The following is a 23,317-nucleotide window of genomic DNA, read 5'->3' as shown; positions in this document are numbered from 1 at the left end:
TAAATGATTGGTGGAAAATTACAGGATTTTATGACTTAGGCTAAATTTGGCAGGCTTATACAGATTCTGGAAAAACATCATTGCAAAAACTGATTAACTGCCAACTGACCGAAAAAGGCCTATAAAGTAGAGAACGCATCCGCCACCGTCATTGACGCCACCATTATTCAGATCGTCGCAGCAAACAACGTCAAATTGAAAGCCAACTGGCTAAGTGTGTCTGTTGCTGCCCAAAAGACGACCCAGATGAATGATTATCGGGTGTCCGAGGAGGATTAAGAGGGTATTTGGGTAGAATAAGTGGATATTTGTAACGGAAATAGCCAAAGACCTGTGTTTGGGTTTCAGCTGTCGGGAGAAGGGCTTTTTGCAAAGGTCTCAGGTCGTCTGAAACTGGTTTTCAGGCAGCCTTGTACGTTTGAAATACTGTTAAACCTAAAACGGAGACCTTTGCAAAATAGTCTGTTAACGAAATCTGACGCATAAAAATACGCTAAAAAATTTTCAATTGATTATAAAGCCTTTCTGATATTGAAAAAAGTAGGAGAAATCAGGGAGGTTCTTCATTTTCAAAATGGTATTGAGCATAAAATTTTAATAACTCTCCGGATTGCCTTTTAGGCAGCAACAGACACACTTAGCCAGTTGGCTTTCAATTTGACGTTGTTTGCTGCGACGATCTGAATAATGGTGGCGTCAACGGGCGGATGCTTTCTCTACTTTTAGGTTTTTTTTTCGGCCAGTTGGCAGTTAATCAGTTTGAGCAATTCGGACAGGGTGTCGTCTTGCGCCAGCCGGTAGCGGTAGCGGCATAAGGTGCTGTAATCGGGGATGCTCAGTTCGTCAAAACGGCAAAACAGGTTGAAATCGATGCGGGTGATGAGGCTGTGTTCGAGTTCGGGATCGGAGAGGCTGTGCCATTGTCCGGGCAGGACGGCTTTGAACATGGACAACAGGGGATAGGCGGGACGGCCGCGGTGGTCTCTAAGGTAACGGGTTCTTTGACGATTCAGGTATTGTTCGATCAGTTGCCAATCAATCACTTGCTCCAACTTCAATAATGGGAAGCGGTCGATGTGTTTGGCAATCATGGCTTGTGCGGTTTGCTGAAAGAAGGTACTCAGGCTATATCGGACAAGCTAAATAGGGAATTGCCACTTACCAGAGCCGTTTGTGAGTTGGTGGTTGAAAAAAATGAAATTTGCGTATCTTATCCTTGTTCTTGTTATAATTCAGTAACTTTTTAAGTTAAATTAGATAAAAAATATGATCAACCTGCCTTATGTTTTGACCGATATTTATGGCATTTGGTGGATACCGTTTTTGGTAATTTGCTGTGGCGCTTTAATTTTTGGGTGGTTCGGACTACGTCGCAATCCCGTTGTTGCACGCCGTTGCCTTCGTGCCGGTTCGATAGCCTTATTCTGCTTTATTATCGGTACTCTGCTTGCAATGTCTGTCATTAATATGCTGCAATGGAGGAGTATTTGGACAATAGAAAGGCCTGTCAAGGGAGTAGATTGGCCATATTTGGCAGGTATTGAAGACCTGCCTGCAGATGCCCGTATAACTGTTGCTGTTGAAAGTGGCGAGAGGTTAGGTGTGTCTAGCCCGATACAAAAATTTTATTGGAACGATTTTCCTCTGACGGTGTTGAGTTTGCCGCAAGTATATGATTGGGTATCCATCCCGGCAGAATACGGGCGTGTACTACGCAATAAGCGCACGTTCAGTTGGCAAGGGAAGCCGTGTCTGTCCGATGGGGATTTCTATTTTGAACGGCGTGCCAAGGGTGGCATAGGAATAAGGCCGGAGGATTTCGAATTGACGCATTGTCGTACGGAATCCGATCAAAGTATTATCCGAACGCCACAAGGCATTATCCGTTTATTGGATTCGCCCAGACCGAAATCTGATGATGATGTGTGGCAGGAGCAGGATTCGGCAGACTCAGTCAATATTTATCACTATTATGATGGTAGTGACAGCTGGAGCGAAAATGTAGACGGCAGTCCAAACGGTGTGGCATTGGATTTACCTGTCTTGCCTCCTTCTAATGGAATAGATGTTCGCGAGCTGCGTACCGATACAGAAAACAGGTTGACTGCGATTGTTGCTGAATTTAATTCTCTGCCTGATGGTCGGGACAGTATCGGAGAAGGCATGATTTCAATTGGTAAGTGCCGTTATCATCCAGGTAGTGTGATACTGACTGATTTTACTGAAACTGAAGCACGTTGGCATTTCGAAATTTATGATAACGGTGAATATCGGCAACCGGCAGAATGCGCCGAGCAGATTTTGCCTTACCGTTTGGGCAGGGGAAGGTTGCGCGGGTAGGCAGGGAATGGCAATGTTAGATAATTCACTATGAGTCTGGCTGTTCTAGTACTGCCGAATTGCCGTTTTGAGGCCTTTTCAATAATATGAGGGCGGATTCGCATTTAAAGTGCAACTTTCCATAATAGAAAAAGGCCAGTATGCGGTAGCATACGGCCTTTCCTGCAAGAAAGATTGCCATGAGCTACACACAACTGACCCAAGACGAACGATACCATATCCAATACCTGTTCCGCCACTGCACCGTCACCGAAATCGCCAAACATCTTAACCGCCACAAAAGCACCATCAGCCGCGAAATCAAGCGGCACTGCATCCAAGGACAGCAATACAGCGCCGATAAAGCCCAACGGCAAAGCCGGCTGACCAAACAGCACCGGCGAAAACCCTATAAGCTTGATTCGCAGCTGGTTCAACACATCGACACCCTTATCCGCCGCAAACTCAGTCCCGAACAAATATGCGCCTACCTGCGCAAACACCACGGGATCACACTCCATCACAGCACCGTTTACCGCTACCTCCGCCAAGACAAAAGCAACGGCGGCACTTTGTGGCAACATCTCAGAATATGCAGCAAACCCTACCGCAAACGCTACGGCAGCACATGGACCAGAGGCAAAGTGCCCGACCGCGTCGGCATAGAAAACCGACCTGCTATCGTCGACCAGAAAACCCGCATCGGCGATTGGGAGGCCGACACCATCGTCGGCAAAAATCAGAAAAGCGCGTTATTGACCTTGGTCGAACGCACTACCCGCTACACCATCATCTGCAAATTAAAGAACTTAAAAGCCGAAGACACTGCCCGGGCGGCCATTAGGGTATTAAAGGCACATAAAGCCAGAGTGCACACCATCACCATGGACAACGGCAAAGAGTTCTACCAGCACACCAAAATAGCCAAAGCATTAGCAGCGAAAACCTATTTTTGCCGCCCCTACCATTCTTGGGAGAAAGGGCTGAATGAGAACACCAACGGACTCATCCGACAATATTTCCCCAAACAGACCGATTTCCGAAATATCAGCAATCGGGAGATACGCAGGGTTCAAGATGAGTTGAACCACCGGCCAAGAAAAACACTTGGCTACGAAACGCCAAGTGTTTTATTCTTGAATCTGTTCCAACCACCGGTACCCTGGTGTTGCACTTGAAATCCGAATCCAAGGACCTTTACTATAATCACTCCCTTTGTTTTATTTAAAATTTTTCCAACGCCATGCCCCATCCCGACCTCTCCCAAACCCTCTCCAAAGACCGCCACTTCCTGCAATCCGCCTTCAAAAATCCCAACAAATACGGCGGCTTGTCCAAAGTCGAAGAAAAATACCGAAAATCGCACGAAATCTTTTTGAAGCGTTTGGCCGCCTTGCCCAAACCCGAGTTCGACAACACCCTGCCCGTTCACGAGAAGCTCGAAGAAATCAAAAAAGCCATTGCCGAAAATCAGGTAACGATTATTTGCGGCGAAACCGGTTCGGGCAAAACCACGCAGTTGCCCAAGATTTGTCTGGAACTCGGGCGCGGGGCGGCGGGGCTGATCGGGCATACCCAGCCGCGCCGTTTGGCCGCGCGTTCGGTGGCGGAGCGGATTGCCGAAGAGTTGAAATCCGAAATCGGCAGCGCGGTGGGCTATAAGGTGCGTTTTACCGACCACACCTCGCGCGATGCCTGCGTCAAGCTGATGACCGACGGCATCCTGCTGGCGGAAACGCAGACCGACCGTTATCTCGCCGCCTACGACACGATTATCATCGACGAAGCGCACGAACGCAGCCTGAACATCGACTTCCTGCTAGGCTACCTGAAACAGCTCCTGCCGCGCCGCCCCGATTTGAAAGTCATCATCACCTCGGCAACCATAGACGCAGAACGCTTCTCCCAACACTTCAACGGCGCGCCCGTGCTGGAAGTGAGCGGGCGCACCTATCCCGTCGAAATCCTCTACCGACCGCTGACCAGCAAAGACGAAGACGATGCAGAAGTCGAGCTGACCGACGCGATTGTCGATGCGGCGGACGAATTGGCGCGGTATGGCGAAGGCGATATTTTGATATTCCTGCCGGGCGAACGCGAAATCCGCGAAGCCGCCGAAGCCCTGCGCAAATCCACGCTGCGCCGCAACGACGAAATCCTGCCCCTGTTCGCGCGCCTATCGCACGCCGAACAGCACAAAATCTTCCACCCCTCAGGCGCGAAACGCCGCATCGTACTGGCAACCAACGTCGCCGAAACCTCGCTCACCGTGCCGGGCATCAAATACGTCATCGACACCGGCCTCGCGCGCGTCAAACGCTATTCCGCACGGGCAAAAGTGGAGCAGCTTCATGTCGAAAAAATCTCCCAAGCCGCCGCCCGCCAACGCTCCGGCCGCTGCGGACGCGTCTCCGCAGGCGTGTGTATCCGCTTATTTTCAGAAGAAGATTTCAACAGCCGCCCCGAATTCACCGACCCCGAAATCGTCCGCAGCAACCTGGCCGCCGTCATCCTACGCATGGCAGCGTTGAAACTCGGCGACGTGGCGGCATTCCCGTTTTTAGAAATGCCCGATTCTCGGTATATCAATGATGGGTTTCAGGTGTTATTGGAATTAGGGGCGGTGGAGGAGGTCGTCTGAAAACGCCAAACAACCGCTTGGGTGGTAAATCTGACAAAATTCCTATAAACCATTTGAAACATCATTTTTTATTATTATGGAGTTTATTATGAATGAAAAATTAGTATGGATATTTTTTTGGTTACTCGCAGCTTCTCTATTATTAGCATCAATAGTATTAACTTTTATTGCTTATGCATTACAAGTACCTGACAATAGTTCTTCTATTTTGGAGGCAACAAAAATGTTTTGCCTTTGCCTTGGGGGAAGTGGTGTTGTGTTATCTACATATTTCACTGGTATGAATATGTTCTTGCAAAGACAAACAGCCATTATTGAAAATACATTTGAACTTTTATCTCGCTGGGATGATCCACATTATTTGGAAGCTAGAAAATGGACAAGAAAAGCCAAAGAAGAAAAAGCTGATACATCAGACAATGAATTGATAGATAAGATTAAAGCAGACGAAGAACTTAAACAATCTGTTGTATTGGTAATGAACTACTTGGAACATGTAAGATTTTCCTTAGGAACCAAAAGAATAGATAAGGATCTTTTTAAACGTGCATTAGGCGATACCCTCATCGATATTGCTAAAAGATTTGAACCATATGGCAAAACAGTAAATGAACAGATCAGCGAAGATTTAAAAGAGTTAATTAAAAAATTAGACAGTTAATAATCGCCAACACATTCTACACTTTCACTACGCCAAAAGGCAGCCTGAACTCCAATTCCACCATGCAAAACACAAAAAACCCCAACACGCCGTCTGAAAAACCAAACTGCTACCGCCTCACCCCCCTCGGCAAACAAATGGCGCGCTTGCCCATCGACCCGAAAATCGCGCGCATTTTGTTGGCGGCGAAGAAGCACGACTGCATGGCGGAAATATTGGTGATCGCGTCCGCGCTGTCGATTCAAGACCCGCGCGAGCGGCCGCTGGAGGCGCGCGATGCCGCCGCCAAGGTGCACGAGCGTTTTACCGACAAGCAGTCCGATTTCCTTGCCTATCTGAACATTTGGGACAGTTTCCAGCGCGAGCGCGATAAAGGCTTGTCTAACAAGCAGCTGGTGCAGTGGTGCCGCCAATATTTCCTGTCGCACCTGCGGATGCGCGAATGGCGCGAGCTGCACCACCAGCTTGCCCAAACCGCGATTGAAATGGGTTTGACCACCAAGGAAGCGGCTTTCAGACGACCTCCCGAAGTCAAGCAACTTACGTCGTCTGAAAACCAAGGCGACCAAGACCTATCCGCCAAACTCAAACAAAAACAACTGGATAAGAAGCAACACCGCGCCCAAATCCGCGCCGCCAAAGAAGCGGGCTACGAACAAATCCACCGCGCCCTGCTCACCGGCCTCATCGCCAACGTCGGCATGAAATCACCCGAAGGCAACGACTACACCGGCGCGCGCGGCAGCCGCTTCCACCTTTTCCCCGCCTCCGCCCTGTTCAAAGCCAAACCCAAATGGGTGATGGCGGCAGAACTCGTTGAAACAACAAAACTTTATGCCCGCGATGTGGCCGCCATCCAGCCCGAATGGATCGAGCAGGAAGCGCCGCACCTCGTCCGCTACCACTATTTCGAACCGCACTGGGAACAAAAACGCGGCGAAGTCATCGCCAGCGAACGGGTAACGCTCTACGGCCTGACCGTCTTGCCGCGCCGCCCCGTGTCCTACGGCAGAATCGCCCCCGAAGAAGCGCGCGAAATCTTTATCCGCAGCGCGCTGGTGGCGCAGGAATGCGATTTGAAAGCAGACTTTTTTGTCCACAACAAAAAGCTGATTAAGGAAATTACCGAACTCGAACACAAATCGCGCAAGCAAGACGTGCTGGTCGATGATGAAGCGCTGTTTGCGTTTTATCACGAACGGCTGCCCGATTTTTATACGGCGGATGCGGTTTCAGACGGCCTGCGTCCTACAAACCCTCAGCAAACTACCCCCTCCCCCGTGGGGGAGGGTCGGGGAGAGGGCAAAACAGTTGCCGCCCAAACCAACTTTTCCGCAACCGCAGCAAGCCCTCTCCCTAACCCTCTCCCACAGGAGAGAGAACAAAGTGCCGCAATTTCAACGGTTTCAGACGACCCCAAAGCCCAAAGGCTACCTGAAAACTCCCTATGCTACGCCAACGGTCAACCGATACTGCTGGGTGACCGTGTAACTATCGACAGCAAACAATGGCACGGCAAAATCGTTGCCTTGATTGCCGAGCAGCAATGCGACCCGTCCATCGGTTCCGCCGAAGAATGGGCGACATTACAAACTGGCGTAATGGTGCAATTTGACGAAGCAGGCTTGGTGCACTATCCCGATGCTGAGACTGCCGACGAACTCATCTTATTGGCACGAGCGGATGCAGCAGATGTCCTAAAATCTAACAAGCACAACATAGGGGGTGTAGCCCAAGCCATGCACGCGGATTCCAAAGATACGGATAACCGCGTGCGTGAACCGAGTTCACACACCCTACAAAATGTTTCAGACGACACCAAACCCAAAAAGCAGCCTGCACCCCAAAAAGGCCGTCTGAAACCCCTCCCCCTCTCCGACATCCGCACCTTCCAAGCCTGGCTCAAAATCGCCGAGCGCGACAACCCGCGCCTGCTGTTCCTCAGCCGCGACGACCTCATGCAGCACGCCGCCGCGCACATTACCGAAGAACAATTCCCCAAACACTGGCAAACCGCAGACGGCAAATTCAAACTCAGCTACCGCTTCGAGCCGCACCACCCGCTCGACGGCGTTACCCTCACCCTGCCGCTCACCGTGCTCAACCGCATCAGCCCCGCCGCCCTCGAATGGCTCGTGCCCGGCATGATACGCGAAAAAATCCAGCTACAAATCAAAGCACTGCCCAAACAAATCCGCCGCATCTGCGTACCCGTGCCCGACTTCATCACCCAATTTTTAAGCCAAAACCCCGACCGCAATGCCCCCATCCTGCCCCAACTCGCCCAAGCCATCGCCAAAACCGCAGGCGACATCCGCATACTGGAGCAAATCAACCAAGACGAATGGGCCGCGTTCAGGCTACCCGAACACTGCTATTTCAACCTCCGCATCATCGACGACGGCGGGCAAGAATTAGCCATGGGGCGCGATTTAATCCAAATCCAACAACAACTTGGCAAAGCCGCCGCCACCACCTTCCGCGACAACACCCAAGAATTCGAGCGCGACAACGTTACCGCATGGGACATCGGCACCCTGCCCGAATCCATCAAATTCGCACGCGGCAAACAACAACTCACCGGCTACCTCGGCCTGCAAAAAGAAAAAGACGGCCGCATCGCCCTGCGCCTGTTCGACACATCTGCCGCCGCCGAACAAGCCCACAGATTAGGCGTGATCGAACTCATGAAACTACAACTAAAAGAACAAGTTAAAGACCTGAACAAAGGCATCCAAGGCTTCACCCAAGCCGCCATGCTGCTCAAACACATCAACGCCGACACCCTGCGCGACGACCTCACCCAAGCCGTCTGCGACCGCGCCTTTATCGGCGAAGACGAGCTGCCGCGCAACGAAAAAGCCTTCAAAGAACAAATCAAACGCGCCCGCAGCCGCCTGCCCGCCGTCAAAGAAGCCCTCAGCCGCTACTTGCAGGAAACCGCCGCCGCCTACGCCGAACTGAACGGCAAACTCGGCAAACACCCGCTCACCCACCTCATGCGCCAACGCCTGCAAACCCTGCTCGCCGCCGGCTTCGCCACCCGCACCCCGTGGGCACAATGGCCGCGCCTCCCCATCTACCTCAAAGCCATGACCCTGCGCCTCGAAAAATACAGCGGCAACCCCGCCCGCGACTCAGCCCGCGAAGCCGATATACAGGAATTGGAACAAATGTGGCAGGAAAAAACCGACGGCTTGGTGAAACAAGGACAACCCGTTTCAGACGACCTCGCCGCGTTTAGATGGATGATTGAAGAATTGAGAGTGTCGCTGTTTGCGCAGGAATTGAAGACACCGTATACTGTTTCCATTAAACGGTTACTAAAAGAATGGCAAGCAATTATTTAACAATGAGGATTTTCAAATGAGTGATCTAAATAACATTACGCTTCATGGTGATGCTACAAAACAAAATATTTATTTTATTACTGGTGAGAATGGGACTGGCAAAAGTAGGCTACTTGAAAAAATAATTGATAAATTAAAAAAAGGCAAAGGCATTAGTTCATATAATAATATTATTGCTTTTTCGGGAACATTTTTTGATAGACTTCCAGTAAGAGACTTCATTGTCAAAAAAAATAATGGAAAATTAAAATATATCTATTTTGGAGTAAAAACAAATAGTAATCTAGTGTCTAGATTAACTCCCATTAAAAAATTTATATCAGAAATAATTAATTTTCATAAACTTAGCCAAGAAAATAAAGATCAAGAAAAAGTGGTTAAGCTTATACTGAGCACTGCCTCTAAAATGCTTCACAAAATTGGTTTTGATAGTAGAATTCATATTGAAATTAATATTATCGCAGAGACAGGTGGTTTTACTAAAAGTGGTAAAAGACAAACTAAATCCATAGATAAGGAATATTTAGATTTTTCTCTTAGTGAGTTTAGTGATGAGAATGTAAGCAACTTAATTGATATTTTTCAATTAGAAGATAATTATAAATTAGACGATTCGAAAAAAATAATAGAGAATATTGCTTTTTACAAAATTAATAATAATGAGAAAATTTACTTCCAATTAGGCAAATCAAAAGATAGGCACATGCTAAGTTCGGGTGAAATATTATATATTACAATGATACTAGGTCTAGGGTGGGGATTATGCCAGACTGGGAAATCTCTAATTATATATGACGAACCTGAGAATTCCATGCATCCTGAATGGCAAAATTCTATTATTCCTATGATGATTAACTTCATAGATGTAATAAAAAAAGAATGTAATAGCATCATTCTTCCTGATATTTTAGTTGCAACGCATTCTCCAATTATTGCATCCAGCATGAAAAGTGATGATAAAAGAAGAGTTTTGACGTTATCTCTCCCAAATGATTTAAATGATGGATTTAAAGAGACACAATATTTTGGAAATGATACTGGCTATGTACTTAAAGATTTGTTTAATTCGCTAGACCGATCAAAAATATTTGTAGAACATTTACAAAAATGCATTAATCATTTTGCTAATAACGAATTAGAAGATGCTAGAAATGAATTAAATAATATACAAGATACTCATTTAAATGAAAACGATCCGTTAAAATCAGTATTTGATATGCTTAAGTTAAAGCTTTTGTCTAGTAATTAATCGCATTTAGTAGGTTATTACATAATGAATAAAGAAGAATTTGAAAATAATTTTGGTTGCACTCGGATTGATAGGTCTAAAATTTCAAATATTATTAACCAACAAAAGTATACTCAACTTATAGCCCTGCTAAATACATCTTGTTGCGGTTGGGAGATAAAAAAAGAAAAAATCAAGGATATTCGTGAGCGCGCTATACAAGAAAGACTGATCCAACCTAATGAAAAACTTGTAAAAAAATCTTTAGAAGCTATATTTCAAGAGTTAAAAAATGAATTGCGAACAGAGCTTGATGAACAGCAGAAAGGGAAATGTTTTTTTTGCAAGACTATTTTGCATAGAAATGAACATAATTCCGATAGACATTTAGAACATTTTAAGCCTAAAAATATATTTCCTGACAAAACAGTGTCTGATAACAATTTAATTTTATCATGCATCTCTTGTAATTTTTCAAAGGTAGGATTATATCGAGATTATGAAAATAGATGGGTGCATCCATACAATGATAATTATCATGAGCATATTGAGATAGATTATTTTATACTTAAACCAATAAATAATTCTGAAAAAGCTAAAAATATGATAAGTGAGCTATGTTTGAATGATTATGATAAAGTAGCAAATAGATTCAGTAATGAAAAAAATCATTTGGAAAGAGCTTTAAAAAAAACTGGCATTCCTCAAAATAATATAGATTTTATAATAAATAAAATGGATGAATGTTATTATAGTAATTTATGTTATTTGAAAGATTCTGTTGAAATAAATCAGGAAACAGAAGATTGCAGATGAGTTCTAACTTATATGTTAGCTAGATTATACATAATAATAAATAAATCAATATCGAAAAAATCTCTAAAAAGCAAAGGCAGCCTGAAAATCATCAAACCCCATTTTTAGCCTGCCCTTCCCATTATAATCCCCCTCTTCACAAACAACACCCCAACACTCCCACCATGCCCGAACTCCCCGAAGTAGAAACCACCCTGCGCGGTATCGCCCCGCAACGCGCCGCCAAATCGTTAAGCAAAACCGAATGTGCGGCTTTAACCGCCGCCGTCAAACACATCCTGTGCCGCGCGATTGAAACAGCACGCGGTCTTTCTAAACTACTTCCCTTCCTACCCAAACCAAAGGTTGTCTGAAACCCATTTTCAGACGACCTTTTGCCACTTTGCCAAACAAGAATTCCCACTACCCTCTCCCCAAACGTCGCCCAAACCAGTAAACTCCCCATGTTTCAACAACTTCTTGGAAGCAAACCATGTCCGGTATCTACCTACCCCGCCTATTTCCGCCCCACATCGCCGAACGCGGCCTGCTGTATTTTCAGCAGGGTAAGGTTCGCGATGTCCAAAAAACTTCCGCCGGGCGTTATCGGGCGGAAGTGTGCGGTTCGGAAAACTATTCGGTATGGCTGAAGCTGGATAGTGATTTGTACATTAAGGACGGGGGCTGCGATTGTCCTTATGGCTGGGCGTGCAAGCATATGGCGGCGTTGTGGTATGCGGTGCGCGCCCAAACGCCGGACGAGCAGCCTGACGAATCTGACGCGCAGCAGCCTAAAAAGGGCGGCAATCCGTATCGGCAGCAGCTCTCCAAAATCTTTTCCCGAACCCGATATTATGATTACTACGAAGCCGCTGATTTGGGCTTCAGGCTGCAAAACTGGTTGGAAGATGTGGCGCAAGAGGGGACGGCGGCGTTGGCGCAGGCTTTGCCTCTATTGATACCGCGTTTGCAGGATGCTTTTGAAAAGGCGGACGATTCAGACGGTATGTTGGGCGATGCTATGTATATTGCAATCGATCTGCTGGAAGAGGCGGTTATGGAAAACGTCACTAAGCGTTTGATTAATTTTTTGGACAAATGTTTGGACGACAGCCGCTATTTTGATTTCTCGGAGGCAGGCAATAAAATCTACCAAATCCGCGCCCGAATCTGGCGGCTGCGCGGCGAATGGCAGGCGTGGCAAGATTATGTGGCTAAACGTTTGGCTGTTACCGAGTCGGGCTGGGAACATGAATTTTGGGCGCTCGAAGGCTGGCAGGTATTGCAAGCGAAAGGCGATACTGCTGCCGCGCAGGATTTTTTCAGACGACATCTGCGCCTGCCGAAATTCAGACAAATTGCGGTAGAACAAGCAGTCGGGCAGCAAGATTGGGCGGAAGCGGAACGCCTCTTGCGCGAAGGCATCAGCATTGCCGAAGACGAAGGAACACTCGGCACAGCGCACAAATGGAAGCTGCAACTTTTCGATGTATTGAAGGAAACCGGTAAAAATATACGCGAAATCGCAGCGGATTTGGCGCTTTCCACCAGCCTTTCGTTGCCGCATTACGAGGCATGGAAAGCCACGTTTTCCGCTGCCGAATGGCCGCATGAATTCAACCGCCTGCTTGCGCGCTTGTCGGGTCAATATTCGCTGCAAGCTGAAATATTGGAGCACGAACAGGAATTCGATCTGCTGCTCGCCCTATTGCAGCAACACCTTTCGTTGTACATGATGGAACGTTTTGCCCCGTCTTTCCCCGAGCCGTATCACGACCAAATCGTAGCTTGCTACCTGAAAATCTTTGCGGCTGAAATCAATAAGGCAAGCAACCGTAAGCAATACCGCCAGCTCTTGAACCAATTAAAAGTCCTCCGTCGCCAATATTCCGCACAACGGCAGGCAATGGAAGACTTTGCCGACGAGATCAGGGAACGATATAGCGAAAAACCGCGCCGGCCTGCTCTGTTGGAAGAGTTGGATCGGGCGGGGTTTTAGGAAAAAGCTATTCATCTACACCCTTACGATGAATCTTTCCAAACAAGCCTGCAATCCTTACATATAGAAACCAGAAGCGTTGTTTACAGTATTTTCAGGAGAACTTGGATTCGGATTTCAAGTGCAACACCAGGGTACCGGTGGTTGGAACAGATTCAAAAATAAAACACTTGGCGTTTCGTAGCCAAGTGTTTTTCTCGGCCGGTGGTTCAACTCATCTTGAACCCTGCGTATCTCCCGATCGCTGATGTTTCGGAAATCGGTCTGTTTAGGGAAATATTGCCGGATGAGTCCATTGGTGTTCTCATTCAGCCCTTTATCCCACGAATGGTAAGGGCGGCAAAAATAGGTTTCCGTCTTTAATGCTTTGGCTATTTTGGTGTGTTGGTAGAACTCTTTGCCGTTATCCATGATGATTTCGCCTTTCGCGACATGCTTTGAACCATGGAATGCTCCGCAAGCAATTCCCTATACCCCGCCGTACGGTACAGCACACCTTGGTCCGAATGAAGCATCGTTCCTTTATCAGTCAGACGGGGGGCGGCTTTTTCGAGCATTTCCTTCACCATTTCGCTGTCGGCTCTGCGGCTCATGGCGTAGGCGACGATTTCCCTGTTGAACAAGTCCAATATCGGCGATAGGTACAGTTTGCCGTCTTTCCCTTTGAGTTCGGTAACGTCGGTCAGCCATTTTTCGTTGGGCTTTTCGGATTTGAATAGGCGTTTGAGGAGGTGTTCCGATATCTCGCCCATGGCGGGATGGCGGTAGGCTTTTTTCGCCCGTATGAGGGCTTTCAGTTCCAACTGCTTCATCAACCGCGCCGCTTTTTTGTGGTTCCAACCCAATGCTGCGGCAATGCGCCTTTGCCCGTAGCGTCCTTTATGCCGCCGGTAGGTTTCGACAAGGAGGGCTTTGTCGGCTGCGTCGGGGTCGGGTCGGTCTTGGTGATGGTAGTAAAAGCTGCTTTTGGGCAGGTTTGCGATGTGCAGCAGGTATTTGAGCGGGTGTTGCGCCCTCAGTGTTTGGACGGTTTGGCTTTGTCCTTTTCGGTCTGTTTTTGGCTGAGGGCTTTTAACTCCTTTAGGTAGGCGACCTCTGCGCGCATATAGCACAACTCTTCAATAAGCTCTGCCTGTGTTTTTTCTTGATCGGGTTTATCTGCGATGAAGGGGTTTTTGCGGTGTTGGGGCATGGTTTTGGATTGGGGATGTTCGAGTGCGCCGATACCGCCTTCTTGATAGGCGGTTATCCAACGTCTCAGGTGGGTTCGTGAGATGCCGTAGTGGTCTGCGGTACGCTGTTGGCTGCGTATATGCAGATAGTGGAGTACGGCTTGGTATTTGAAGTGTAATGTATATTTGCTCATAAAAAAACTGCACCTTGTGAGTTGGAGGGGATGTGTCCAACTTTTTTTTGGGGGGGCAGTTCAGTTCGGTACGCTGCACCGTAAATTCCGCTACGCCCGGGCCGCCTATTTTGGTCTGCTCAAAGTGAGTGCGCAAAGCCATCTGAAGGCGATGTGTTTGAACCTGTTGAAAGCGGCTAACAGGCTAAGTGTGCCTGTTGCCGCCTAAAAGGCGGCCCGGATGCCTGATTATGGGGTATCCGGGGAGGATTAAGGGGGTATTTGGGTAGAATTAAGGAGTGATTGGGGGCGGAAACAGCCGAAAACAGCCGAAAACCTGTGTTTGGGGTTTCGGTTGTCGGGGGAAAAGGAATTTTGCAAAGGTCTCTGCCTGTTTGTTTTTTAAGAGCGTGTTCATAGTCTTCGTAGCAGGACTCCCAAGAAAGCCAAAGCTACCATTTGCAGACTGGTACTCAACTTACGCTCGCAGTTTTTCCAAAGCCGCCTGTTCTTTTCCAACCAGGAAAAGCTGCGCTCTACTACCCATCGCTTCGGCAATACTGCAAAACGGTGCAATTCGTTTCGTTTGGCAATCTCTACTTCTGCACCAATCAACTCCTGTACCGACGAAGCAAATGCCTTACCCGTGTAACCACCGTCAGCAAGGATTTTTTGTATCGCACCAAGATTATCCCGCCCACGTTCCAATGCCACCAGGCAGCCTTTTCTATCCGTAACATCCGCCGTCGTTACCGCAAGGGCATGCGGCAAACCTTGCGTGTCAACCGCTATATGTCGCTTGATACCGCTAACCTTCTTGCCCGCATCGTAGCCTTTTTCCATGGCGGTATCCGTGTTCTTCACACTCTGCGCATCAATAATCAGGAAAGTAGTTGCTTCATGGCGCCCCTGCTTGCGGCGCTCCGCAACTACCTGATTTTTTTAATGCTTCCTCAAGGATGCTGATGCCACTCTCGCGTGGTTCGGTCCATCTCTGGAAGTAGGAATGCACGGTGCGCCATTTGGGGAAGTCGCCCGGCAAAGCGCGCCAGGAGCAGCCAGTGCGTTGCAGGTAGAGAATGGCACAAAAGACATCGTACAAGTCCACCTGGCGTGGCGCTGTGCGTTTACGGGCACTTTCCAGCAGGGGAAGGAGAGGCGCAAATTGCTCGCGACTGATATCGCTTGGGTAGGTTTTTCTGTTCATGCCGATAGTTTACAGCAGAGGCTGAGACAATGAACACGTTCTAAGGCGAAGACTATACATTGTCTTTCCCTAGTCTGTTCCACGGTAACAAGATCGGTTCAACGAACAAAAACGCCCGCTCCCTTCCGGGATTGGACGTTTTTTAGTTTGGCCATTGTATTCACCTACAATTTCACGAATACGTGGATAGGTTTATTTTTTAGATAATGGGACGGCGTTTTTAGCTTTTGGGTTGGCAGGTGCGGGAGCGACGGTTGCTTCGGCCTTCAGTTTGGAGAAGATACCCTCGCCGATGCCTTTAACGTTTTTGAGCTCTTCCACTGATTTGAAGGCACCGTGCTGCTGGCGGTAGTCCACAATGGCTTTCGCTTTGGCCGGGCCGATGCCGGGCAGGGCTTCCAATTCGGAAGAAGAGGCGGTATTGATGTTGACGGCTGCCAGCGACAGCGAGGCGGTCAGAACGGAGAGTGCGGCAAAGAGGAATTTTTTCATAAGGGCGTTTTCCTATCATTTCGTTAATATGGACGGCACCGCCGTGGAGGCGTTACCACTAAATATTTTATTATCATATGCTTCTCATCATTTTAATTCAAACAATTTTAAATATTTCCGACTTCACTATCCCCAAATGTATTTATTCTGCAACATTCTCCAACTTACTTCAATTCCGGAGCGGCCTCCTCCCACATCAATAAAGCCCATCCTTCTGCAACCGGATCATCCGGAATATTACCCCACTCCACCGCCGCCATACAGGGTAATGATATTCGCCAAACCGAAACAATACAAAGTAAAAGCCCCCGACATCTGTCGGGGGCTTAGGATAGGTGTTTGGCAGTGACCTACTTTCGCATGGAAGAACCACACTATCATCGGCGCTGAGTCGTTTCACGGTCCTGTTCGGGATGGGAAGGCGTGGGACCAACTCGCTATGGCCGCCAAACTTAAACTGTACAAATCGGCAAAGCCTTAATCAATATATTCGGTGATGACTGGATCAGTCAGTAAGCTTTTTATTTGAAGTTCTTCAAATGATAGAGTCAAGCCTCACGAGCAATTAGTATGGGTTAGCTTCACGCGTTACCGCGCTTCCACACCCCACCTATCAACGTCCTGGTCTCGAACGACTCTTTAGTGCGGTTAAACCGCAAGGGAAGTCTCATCTTCAGGCGAGTTTCGCGCTTAGATGCTTTCAGCGCTTATCTCTTCCGAACTTAGCTACCCGGCTATGCAACTGGCGTTACAACCGGTACACCAGAGGTTCGTCCACTCCGGTCCTCTCGTACTAGGAGCAGCCCCCGTCAAACTTCCAACGCCCACTGCAGATAGGGACCAAACTGTCTCACGACGTTTTAAACCCAGCTCACGTACCACTTTAAATGGCGAACAGCCATACCCTTGGGACCGACTACAGCCCCAGGATGTGATGAGCCGACATCGAGGTGCCAAACTCCGCCGTCGATATGAACTCTTGGGCGGAATCAGCCTGTTATCCCCGGAGTACCTTTTATCCGTTGAGCGATGGCCCTTCCATACAGAACCACCGGATCACTATGTCCTGCTTTCGCACCTGCTCGACTTGTCGGTCTCGCAGTTAAGCTACCTTTTGCCATTGCACTATCAGTCCGATTTCCGACCGGACCTAGGTAACCTTCGAACTCCTCCGTTACTCTTTGGGAGGAGACCGCCCCAGTCAAACTGCCTACCATGCACGGTCCCCGACCCGGATTACGGGTCTGGGTTAGAACCTCAAAGACACCAGGGTGGTATTTCAAGGACGGCTCCACAGAGACTGGCGTCTCTGCTTCAAAGCCTCCCACCTATCCTACACAAGTGACTTCAAAGTCCAATGCAAAGCTACAGTAAAGGTTCACGGGGTCTTTCCGTCTAGCAGCGGGTAGATTGCATCTTCACAACCACTTCAACTTCGCTGAGTCTCGGGAGGAGACAGTGTGGCCATCGTTACGCCATTCGTGCGGGTCGGAACTTACCCGACAAGGAATTTCGCTACCTTAGGACCGTTATAGTTACGGCCGCCGTTTACTGGGGCTTCGATCCGATGCTCTCACATCTTCAATTAACCTTCCAGCACCGGGCAGGCGTCACACCCTATACGTCCACTTTCGTGTTAGCAGAGTGCTGTGTTTTTAATAAACAGTCGCAGCCACCTATTCTCTGCGACCCTCCGAGGCTTACGGAGCAAGTCCTTAACCTTAGAGGGCATACCTTCTCCCGAAGTTACGGTATCAATTTGCCGAGTTCCTTCTCCCGAGTTCTCTCAAGCGCCTTAGAATTCTCATCCTGCCCACCTGTGTCGGTTTGCGGTACGGTTCGATTCAAACTGAAGCTTAGTGGCTTTTCCTGGAAGCGTGGTATCGGTTACTTCATGTCCGTAGACACTCGTCGTCACTTCTCGGTGTTAAGAAGACCCGGATTTGCCTAAGTCTTCCACCTACCGGCTTAAACAAGCTATTCCAACAGCTTGCTAACCTAACCTTCTCCGTCCCCACATCGCATTTGAATCAAGTACAGGAATATTAACCTGTTTCCCATCGACTACGCATTTCTGCCTCGCCTTAGGGGCCGACTCACCCTACGCCGATGAACGTTGCGTAGGAAACCTTGGGCTTTCGGCGAGCGGGCTTTTCACCCGCTTTATCGCTACTCATGTCAACATTCGCACTTCTGATACCTCCAGCACACTTTACAATGCACCTTCATCGGCCTACAGAACGCTCCCCTACCATGCCAGTAAACTGGCATCCGCAGCTTCGGTTATAGATTTGAGCCCCGTTACATCTTCCGCGCAGGACGACTCGACCAGTGAGCTATTACGCTTTCTTTAAATGATGGCTGCTTCTAAGCCAACATCCTGGCTGTCTGGGCCTTCCCACTTCGTTTACCACTTAATCTATCATTTGGGACCTTAGCTGGCGGTCTGGGTTGTTTCCCTCTTGACAACGGACGTTAGCACCCGCTGTCTGTCTCCCGAGGAACCACTTGATGGTATTCTTAGTTTGCCATGGGTTGGTAAGTTGCAATAACCCCCTAGCCATAACAGTGCTTTACCCCCATCAGTGTCTTGCTCGAGGCACTACCTAAATAGTTTTCGGGGAGAACCAGCTATCTCCGAGTTTGTTTAGCCTTTCACCCCTATCCACAGCTCATCCCCGCATTTTGCAACATGCGTGGGTTCGGTCCTCCAGTACCTGTTACGGCACCTTCAACCTGGCCATGGATAGATCACTCGGTTTCGGGTCTACACCCAGCAACTGTTCGCCCTATTAAGACTCGGTTTCCCTACGCCTCCCCTATTCGGTTAAGCTCGCTACTGAATGTAAGTCGTTGACCCATTATACAAAAGGTACGCAGTCACACCACATGGGTGCTCCCACTGTTTGTATGCATCAGGTTTCAGGTTCTATTTCACTCCCCTCCCGGGGTTCTTTTCGCCTTTCCCTCACGGTACTGGTTCACTATCGGTCGATGATGAGTATTTAGCCTTGGAGGATGGTCCCCCCATATTCAGACAGGATTTCACGTGTCCCGCCCTACTTTTCGTACGCTTAGTACCACCGTTGAGATTTCGAATACGGGACTATCACCCACTATGGTCAAGCTTCCCAGCTTGTTCTTCTATCTCGACAGTTATTACGTACAGGCTCCTCCGCGTTCGCTCGCCACTACTTGCGGAATCTCGGTTGATTTCTTTTCCTCCGGGTACTTAGATGGTTCAGTTCTCCGGGTTCGCTTCTCTAAGTCTATGTATTCAACTTAGGATACTGCACAGAATGCAGTGGGTTTCCCCATTCGGACATCGCGGGATCATAGCTTTATTGCCAGCTCCCCCACGCTTTTCGCAGGCTTACACGTCCTTCGTCGCCTATCATCGCCAAGGCATCCACCTGATGCACTTATTCACTTGACTCTATCATTTCAAGAACTTCTCTGACTTTGCCTGACATTCCGTTGACTAGAATATCAAACTTGAATTTCCTACTCTGATAAAGCTTACTGCTTGTTGTGTCTTAATCCCGCCTTTTGTCTTTCGGGATTAAGTCGATACAATCATCACCCAAATACTGTACCTGTTTTTCTTTTCCTGTTCAGGAGACAACTGACCGTTTGCAATCGGTCAATCATCAAAAACAGACACATTGTCTTTGTTTGTTGATTTCGGCTTTCCAATTTGTTAAAGATCGATGCGTTCAATATTGCTATTTACTTCGCAAATCAAAATGAGCTGATTATTATAGCAGCCTTTCTTTTTCCGTCAAACTAATTCGTCAGCAGACTTCTCTTTAGAAAAAAAGAAAGCAGTCACACTGCCTTTTTAACTCGCTTTGATTTGGAAAGTATTGGTGGAGGCAAACGGGATCGAACCGATGACCCCCTGCTTGCAAAGCAGGTGCTCTACCAACTGAGCTATGCCCCCGTTCTTGGTGGGTCTGGGAGGACTTGAACCTCCGACCCCACGCTTATCAAGCGTGTGCTCTAACCAGCTGAGCTACAAACCCGGATTCTCTTCTTAAGCGAACCTTGTCTTCACTCAAGCATTTTTCCGCATCTTCTACAGTTTACCGATAAGTGTGAATGCGACAACCTCTTCTTTCTCTAGAAAGGAGGTGATCCAGCCGCAGGTTCCCCTACGGCTACCTTGTTACGACTTCACCCCAGTCATGAAGCATACCGTGGTAAGCGGGCTCCTTGCGGTTACCCTACCTACTTCTGGTATCCCCCACTCCCATGGTGTGACGGGCGGTGTGTACAAGACCCGGGAACGTATTCACCGCAGTATGCTGACCTGCGATTACTAGCGATTCCGACTTCATGCACTCGAGTTGCAGAGTGCAATCCGGACTACGATCGGTTTTGTGAGATTGGCTCCACCTCGCGGCTTGGCTACCCTCTGTACCGACCATTGTATGACGTGTGAAGCCCTGGTCATAAGGGCCATGAGGACTTGACGTCATCCCCACCTTCCTCCGGCTTGTCACCGGCAGTCTCATTAGAGTGCCCAACTTAATGATGGCAACTAATGACAAGGGTTGCGCTCGTTGCGGGACTTAACCCAACATCTCACGACACGAGCTGACGACAGCCATGCAGCACCTGTGTTACGGCTCCCGAAGGCACTCCTCCGTCTCTGGAGGATTCCGTACATGTCAAGACCAGGTAAGGTTCTTCGCGTTGCATCGAATTAATCCACATCATCCACCGCTTGTGCGGGTCCCCGTCAATTCCTTTGAGTTTTAATCTTGCGACCGTACTCCCCAGGCGGTCGATTTCACGCGTTAGCTTCGCTACTAAGCAGTCATGCTGCCCAACAGCTAATCGACATCGTTTAGGGCGTGGACTACCAGGGTATCTAATCCTGTTTGCTACCCACGCTTTCGGGCATGAACGTCAGTGTTATCCCAGGAGGCTGCCTTCGCCATCGGTATTCCTCCACATCTCTACGCATTTCACTGCTACACGTGGAATTCTACCTCCCTCTGACACACTCTAGTCACCCAGTTCAGAACGCAGTTCCCAGGTTGAGCCCGGGGATTTCACATCCTGCTTAAGTAACCGTCTGCGCCCGCTTTACGCCCAGTAATTCCGATTAACGCTCGCACCCTACGTATTACCGCGGCTGCTGGCACGTAGTTAGCCGGTGCTTATTCTTCAGGTACCGTCATCAGACAGGGGTATTAACCCCGCCCTTTTCTTCCCTGACAAAAGTCCTTTACAACCCGAAGGCCTTCTTCAGACACGCGGCATGGCTGGATCAGGCTTGCGCCCATTGTCCAAAATTCCCCACTGCTGCCTCCCGTAGGAGTCTGGGCCGTGTCTCAGTCCCAGTGTGGCGGATCATCCTCTCAGACCCGCTACTGATCGTCGCCTTGGTAGGCCTTTACCCCACCAACTAGCTAATCAGATATCGGCCGCTCAAACAGCGCAAGGCCAAATGGTCCCCTGCTTTCTTCCTCAGAATATATGCGGTATTAGCTAATCTTTCGATTAGTTATCCCCCACTGCTCGGTACGTTCCGATATGTTACTCACCCGTTCGCCACTCGCCACCCAAGAAGCAAGCTTCTCTGTGCTGCCGTCCGACTTGCATGTGTAAAGCATGCCGCCAGCGTTCAATCTGAGCCAGGATCAAACTCTTATGTTCAATCTCTAACTTTTTAACTTCTGGTCTGCTTCAAAGAAACCAACAGGACAATGTCTAAAACATCATCTTGTCTGTCTTTCAAACAGTGTGAGGCTGTCGCACTCACACTTATCGGTAATCTGTTTTGTTAAAGAGCGAAAACGAATTATAAAGCATTTCATCTCATTGTCAATCAAAACTTTTCTTAAAACCTCGAAAAATCAGACCAACTGTGATATACTTACCTGTTCGTTCAATCACCGCCGAAGCAGCGAAGAACCGAACTATACCCCCCTCCTCAAAAACCGTCAACTCCTAAACCGCAAAAAATTCTAAAAAATCTAACAACAACCTGAAATACAAAGACTTTTATTTCAAATCAAAAAACAGCAAAGGTCGTCTGAAATTAATTTCAGACGACCTTTTCATTTTCTTACTGCCTAATTCAATTAGCCGATTTCGTTATACTTAGTCGGCAAACTGTTTTTTCATGCGTTCGCGGCGTTCTTGTGCTTCTACGGAAAGTGTAGCAGTCGGGCGGGCAAGGAGGCGTTTAAGACCGATGGGCTCGCCGGTATCCGCGCAGAAACCATAATCACCTTCATCGATGCTGCGGATGGTTGCTTGTACTTTACCTAGAAGTTTGCGCTCACGGTCGCGGGTGCGTAGTTCCAGCGCGTACTCTTCTTCTTGAGTAGCGCGGTCGGCAGGATCAGGAGCCGATTCGTGTTCTTGCAGGTGGCCGGTGGTGGCAGATGCGTTTTCAATCAGTTCGTCTTGCATTTTTACCAGCAGTTCGCGGAAGAATGCCAACTGATCGCTATTCATGTAGTCTTCTTCCGGGCCGTCCCAATTCAAAATGTCTTGTTCTGTCAGCTTTGCCATAATTTTTCTTTCAATCTATTGCGGGAAACGAAATGCTACTCAAGTGGTTTATTTTATTGATTTCTTAGGACTTCTTTTCTCAAGCCCGTTTGGAAATGGCGGCATGATACCATGTTTTCACAGCCGTGGTTTTGATTTTCACTTTTTTGCATTTTGCTTACGTCATACTGCAAATTCTTAATGAACTCGCTGCCTATTGCAGTAGCCACAAGTTGATTTGGCGGGTAATTTGGGGCGATAGACTGCTTAACCAGATCCACAGTAATAATGCCAATATACTACCTGAAAAATCGTAGCGTCCGTACTTTAAAAACTGTACGGGGGAAAGTATGGGGCGATATATCCGTTCCAGCGCGACGGAAAGTTGGGAATAGGGATCTTTAATACTGAGCGCCATGCGGATAAACAACCCTATCAACAACACATAAGCTGCTGATTTAATTGTATTCAATATTGCCAGTATAAAATTGGCGATGATGATTTTTGCGCTGAATGCGGTAGGCTGCGCCACTAAAGTGATGAAGGTGAATACGATGTAATATAACAACAGTCCTGACAACAGGCAGGCTGGGTCGTATTTTTTAACCGGCAGAATTTTATGCAGCGGGTTGACCAGCCAATCGGTTGATCGCTTGCTGAACGCCAAGAGCGCATGATTTTCACTCAATCCCGCCGCTTGCAGGAAAAGACGTGCCAAACACAGGATAACGATGCCGTCGGCAAGCAATATCAATAAATCTCCGCGCATT

The 23,317-nt window shown here is 48.2% G+C and carries 15 protein-coding genes, 2 tRNA genes, 3 rRNA genes and 6 pseudogenes; 11 read left to right on the top strand and 15 right to left on the bottom strand.

Annotation, left to right across the window (positions count from 1 at the left end; translation table 11 throughout):
* Positions 1-190 precede the first annotated feature (190 nt).
* Together NM96_12045 and NM96_12040 are read right to left on the bottom strand one after the other, a co-directional pair.
* The gene (locus tag NM96_12045; GenBank protein AVR79949.1) at positions 191-382 is read right to left on the bottom strand and encodes a hypothetical protein; all 192 of its coding nucleotides are present in this window, start codon (positions 380-382) and stop codon (positions 191-193) included.
* A 349-nt stretch (positions 383-731) separates the two neighbouring features.
* Positions 732-1,124, bottom strand: a pseudogene (locus tag NM96_12040) (IS5/IS1182 family transposase).
* Between the two features lie 142 nt (positions 1,125-1,266).
* Between NM96_12040 and NM96_12035 the strand changes: the two are divergent.
* The 9 genes and pseudogenes from NM96_12035 to NM96_11995 all read left to right on the top strand — a co-directional run bounded on the left by NM96_12035 (position 1,267) and on the right by NM96_11995 (position 12,993).
* The gene (locus tag NM96_12035; GenBank protein AVR79948.1) at positions 1,267-2,340 is read left to right on the top strand and encodes a hypothetical protein; all 1,074 of its coding nucleotides are present in this window, start codon (positions 1,267-1,269) and stop codon (positions 2,338-2,340) included.
* Between the two features lie 179 nt (positions 2,341-2,519).
* A complete protein-coding gene (locus tag NM96_12030) occupies positions 2,520-3,497 on the top strand; it encodes an IS30 family transposase (protein AVR79947.1) in 978 nt (325 codons plus the stop codon).
* A 65-nt stretch (positions 3,498-3,562) separates the two neighbouring features.
* Positions 3,563-4,960 (top strand): ATP-dependent RNA helicase HrpA, encoded by a 1,398-nt coding sequence (hrpA, locus tag NM96_12025; protein AVR79946.1) that lies wholly within the window; start codon positions 3,563-3,565, stop codon positions 4,958-4,960.
* 223 nt (positions 4,961-5,183) lie between these two features.
* Positions 5,184-5,621, top strand: coding sequence for a DUF4760 domain-containing protein (locus NM96_12020; GenBank protein ID AVR80342.1), 438 nt, complete (start codon positions 5,184-5,186; stop codon positions 5,619-5,621).
* Between the two features lie 62 nt (positions 5,622-5,683).
* Entirely contained in the window at positions 5,684-8,971 is a 3,288-nt protein-coding gene (locus tag NM96_12015) for an ATP-dependent helicase (GenBank protein ID AVR79945.1), read from the top strand.
* A gap of 16 nt (positions 8,972-8,987) precedes the next feature.
* Complete coding sequence (locus NM96_12010) at positions 8,988-10,220, top strand: hypothetical protein (GenBank protein AVR79944.1); 1,233 nt, start codon at positions 8,988-8,990, stop codon at positions 10,218-10,220.
* A gap of 24 nt (positions 10,221-10,244) precedes the next feature.
* Entirely contained in the window at positions 10,245-11,015 is a 771-nt protein-coding gene (locus NM96_12005; GenBank protein AVR79943.1) for a hypothetical protein, read from the top strand.
* A 203-nt stretch (positions 11,016-11,218) separates the two neighbouring features.
* A pseudogene (locus NM96_12000) lies at positions 11,219-11,314 on the top strand (DNA-formamidopyrimidine glycosylase).
* 173 nt (positions 11,315-11,487) lie between these two features.
* The gene (locus NM96_11995; GenBank protein ID AVR79942.1) at positions 11,488-12,993 is read left to right on the top strand and encodes a hypothetical protein; all 1,506 of its coding nucleotides are present in this window, start codon (positions 11,488-11,490) and stop codon (positions 12,991-12,993) included.
* Between the two features lie 117 nt (positions 12,994-13,110).
* On the opposite strand, the pseudogene NM96_11990 reads toward NM96_11995, so the two are convergent.
* The 3 genes and pseudogenes from NM96_11990 to NM96_11980 all read right to left on the bottom strand — a co-directional run bounded on the left by NM96_11990 (position 13,111) and on the right by NM96_11980 (position 14,404).
* A pseudogene (locus NM96_11990) lies at positions 13,111-13,404 on the bottom strand (IS30 family transposase).
* Positions 13,365-13,838, bottom strand: coding sequence for a hypothetical protein (locus NM96_11985; protein ID AVR79941.1), 474 nt, complete (start codon positions 13,836-13,838; stop codon positions 13,365-13,367). Before NM96_11985 ends, NM96_11990 begins: the two are co-directional and overlap by 40 nt.
* A gap of 170 nt (positions 13,839-14,008) precedes the next feature.
* A pseudogene (locus NM96_11980) lies at positions 14,009-14,404 on the bottom strand (transposase).
* A 19-nt stretch (positions 14,405-14,423) separates the two neighbouring features.
* On the opposite strand from NM96_11980, the pseudogene NM96_11975 reads away from it, so the two are divergent.
* Positions 14,424-14,567: pseudogene (locus NM96_11975) on the top strand (IS5/IS1182 family transposase).
* Here NM96_11975 and NM96_11970 read toward each other — a convergent pair.
* The 8 genes and pseudogenes from NM96_11970 to NM96_11935 form a co-directional block, all read right to left on the bottom strand.
* Positions 14,536-14,726: pseudogene (locus NM96_11970) on the bottom strand (IS110 family transposase). The pseudogenes NM96_11975 and NM96_11970 overlap by 32 nt on opposite strands.
* Before the next feature lie 26 nt (positions 14,727-14,752).
* Positions 14,753-15,545, bottom strand: a protein-coding gene (locus NM96_11965; protein ID AVR79940.1) for an IS5 family transposase whose coding sequence is annotated in 2 segments (ribosomal slippage) — positions 14,753-15,281 and positions 15,280-15,545 — 795 coding nt in all. Because the reading frame shifts where the segments join, the coding sequence is not laid out codon by codon here.
* 192 nt (positions 15,546-15,737) lie between these two features.
* Positions 15,738-16,037, bottom strand: a complete 300-nt coding sequence (locus tag NM96_11960; protein AVR79939.1) for a topoisomerase — start codon at positions 16,035-16,037, stop codon at positions 15,738-15,740.
* Between the two features lie 337 nt (positions 16,038-16,374).
* Positions 16,375-16,488: ribosomal RNA gene (gene rrf, locus NM96_11955) — 5S ribosomal RNA — on the bottom strand.
* Between the two features lie 91 nt (positions 16,489-16,579).
* A 23S ribosomal RNA gene (locus NM96_11950) occupies positions 16,580-19,477 on the bottom strand.
* 427 nt (positions 19,478-19,904) lie between these two features.
* Positions 19,905-19,980, bottom strand: a tRNA-Ala gene (locus tag NM96_11945).
* 5 nt (positions 19,981-19,985) lie between these two features.
* Positions 19,986-20,062: transfer RNA gene (locus NM96_11940), tRNA-Ile, on the bottom strand.
* A 99-nt stretch (positions 20,063-20,161) separates the two neighbouring features.
* Positions 20,162-21,707, bottom strand: a 16S ribosomal RNA gene (locus tag NM96_11935).
* Together the 16S, 23S and 5S rRNA genes with 2 tRNA genes alongside form the textbook arrangement of a ribosomal RNA operon.
* Positions 21,708-21,791: 84 nt before the next feature.
* Here NM96_11935 and NM96_11930 point away from each other — a divergent pair.
* The gene (locus NM96_11930) at positions 21,792-22,019 is read left to right on the top strand and encodes a hypothetical protein (GenBank protein ID AVR79938.1); all 228 of its coding nucleotides are present in this window, start codon (positions 21,792-21,794) and stop codon (positions 22,017-22,019) included.
* Positions 22,020-22,151: 132 nt separating this feature from the next.
* On the opposite strand, the gene dksA is transcribed toward NM96_11930, so the two are convergent.
* Both dksA and NM96_11920 read right to left on the bottom strand, forming a co-directional pair.
* Complete coding sequence (gene dksA / locus NM96_11925; protein ID AVR79937.1) at positions 22,152-22,568, bottom strand: RNA polymerase-binding protein DksA; 417 nt, start codon at positions 22,566-22,568, stop codon at positions 22,152-22,154.
* 193 nt (positions 22,569-22,761) lie between these two features.
* A complete protein-coding gene (locus NM96_11920; GenBank protein AVR79936.1) occupies positions 22,762-23,316 on the bottom strand; it encodes a hypothetical protein in 555 nt (184 codons plus the stop codon).
* Position 23,317: the final 1 nt, after the last annotated feature.

The organism is Neisseria mucosa (assembly GCA_003028315.1).
Taxonomy (GTDB): domain Bacteria; phylum Pseudomonadota; class Gammaproteobacteria; order Burkholderiales; family Neisseriaceae; genus Neisseria; species Neisseria mucosa.
Note: the sequence above shows the minus strand (reverse complement) of the source record. Positions and strands in the feature narration are given on the sequence as shown.

What these genes read in the sequence shown, in the direction of transcription:
- hrpA (AVR79946.1), top strand. Translation starts at nt 3,563, where the DNA reads ATGCCCCATCCCGACCTCTCCCAAACCCTCTCCAAAGACCGCCACTTC.
- NM96_12010 (AVR79944.1), top strand. Translation starts at nt 8,988, where the DNA reads ATGAGTGATCTAAATAACATTACGCTTCATGGTGATGCTACAAAACAA.
- NM96_12005 (AVR79943.1), top strand. Translation starts at nt 10,245, where the DNA reads ATGAATAAAGAAGAATTTGAAAATAATTTTGGTTGCACTCGGATTGAT.
- NM96_11920 (AVR79936.1), bottom strand. Translation starts at nt 23,316, where the DNA reads ATGCGCGGAGATTTATTGATATTGCTTGCCGACGGCATCGTTATCCTG.
- dksA (AVR79937.1), bottom strand. Translation starts at nt 22,568, where the DNA reads ATGGCAAAGCTGACAGAACAAGACATTTTGAATTGGGACGGCCCGGAA.
- NM96_12015 (AVR79945.1), top strand. Translation starts at nt 5,684, where the DNA reads ATGCAAAACACAAAAAACCCCAACACGCCGTCTGAAAAACCAAACTGC.
- NM96_12030 (AVR79947.1), top strand. Translation starts at nt 2,520, where the DNA reads ATGAGCTACACACAACTGACCCAAGACGAACGATACCATATCCAATAC.
- NM96_11995 (AVR79942.1), top strand. Translation starts at nt 11,488, where the DNA reads ATGTCCGGTATCTACCTACCCCGCCTATTTCCGCCCCACATCGCCGAA.
- NM96_12020 (AVR80342.1), top strand. Translation starts at nt 5,184, where the DNA reads ATGTTTTGCCTTTGCCTTGGGGGAAGTGGTGTTGTGTTATCTACATAT.
- NM96_12035 (AVR79948.1), top strand. Translation starts at nt 1,267, where the DNA reads ATGATCAACCTGCCTTATGTTTTGACCGATATTTATGGCATTTGGTGG.
- NM96_11960 (AVR79939.1), bottom strand. Translation starts at nt 16,037, where the DNA reads ATGAAAAAATTCCTCTTTGCCGCACTCTCCGTTCTGACCGCCTCGCTG.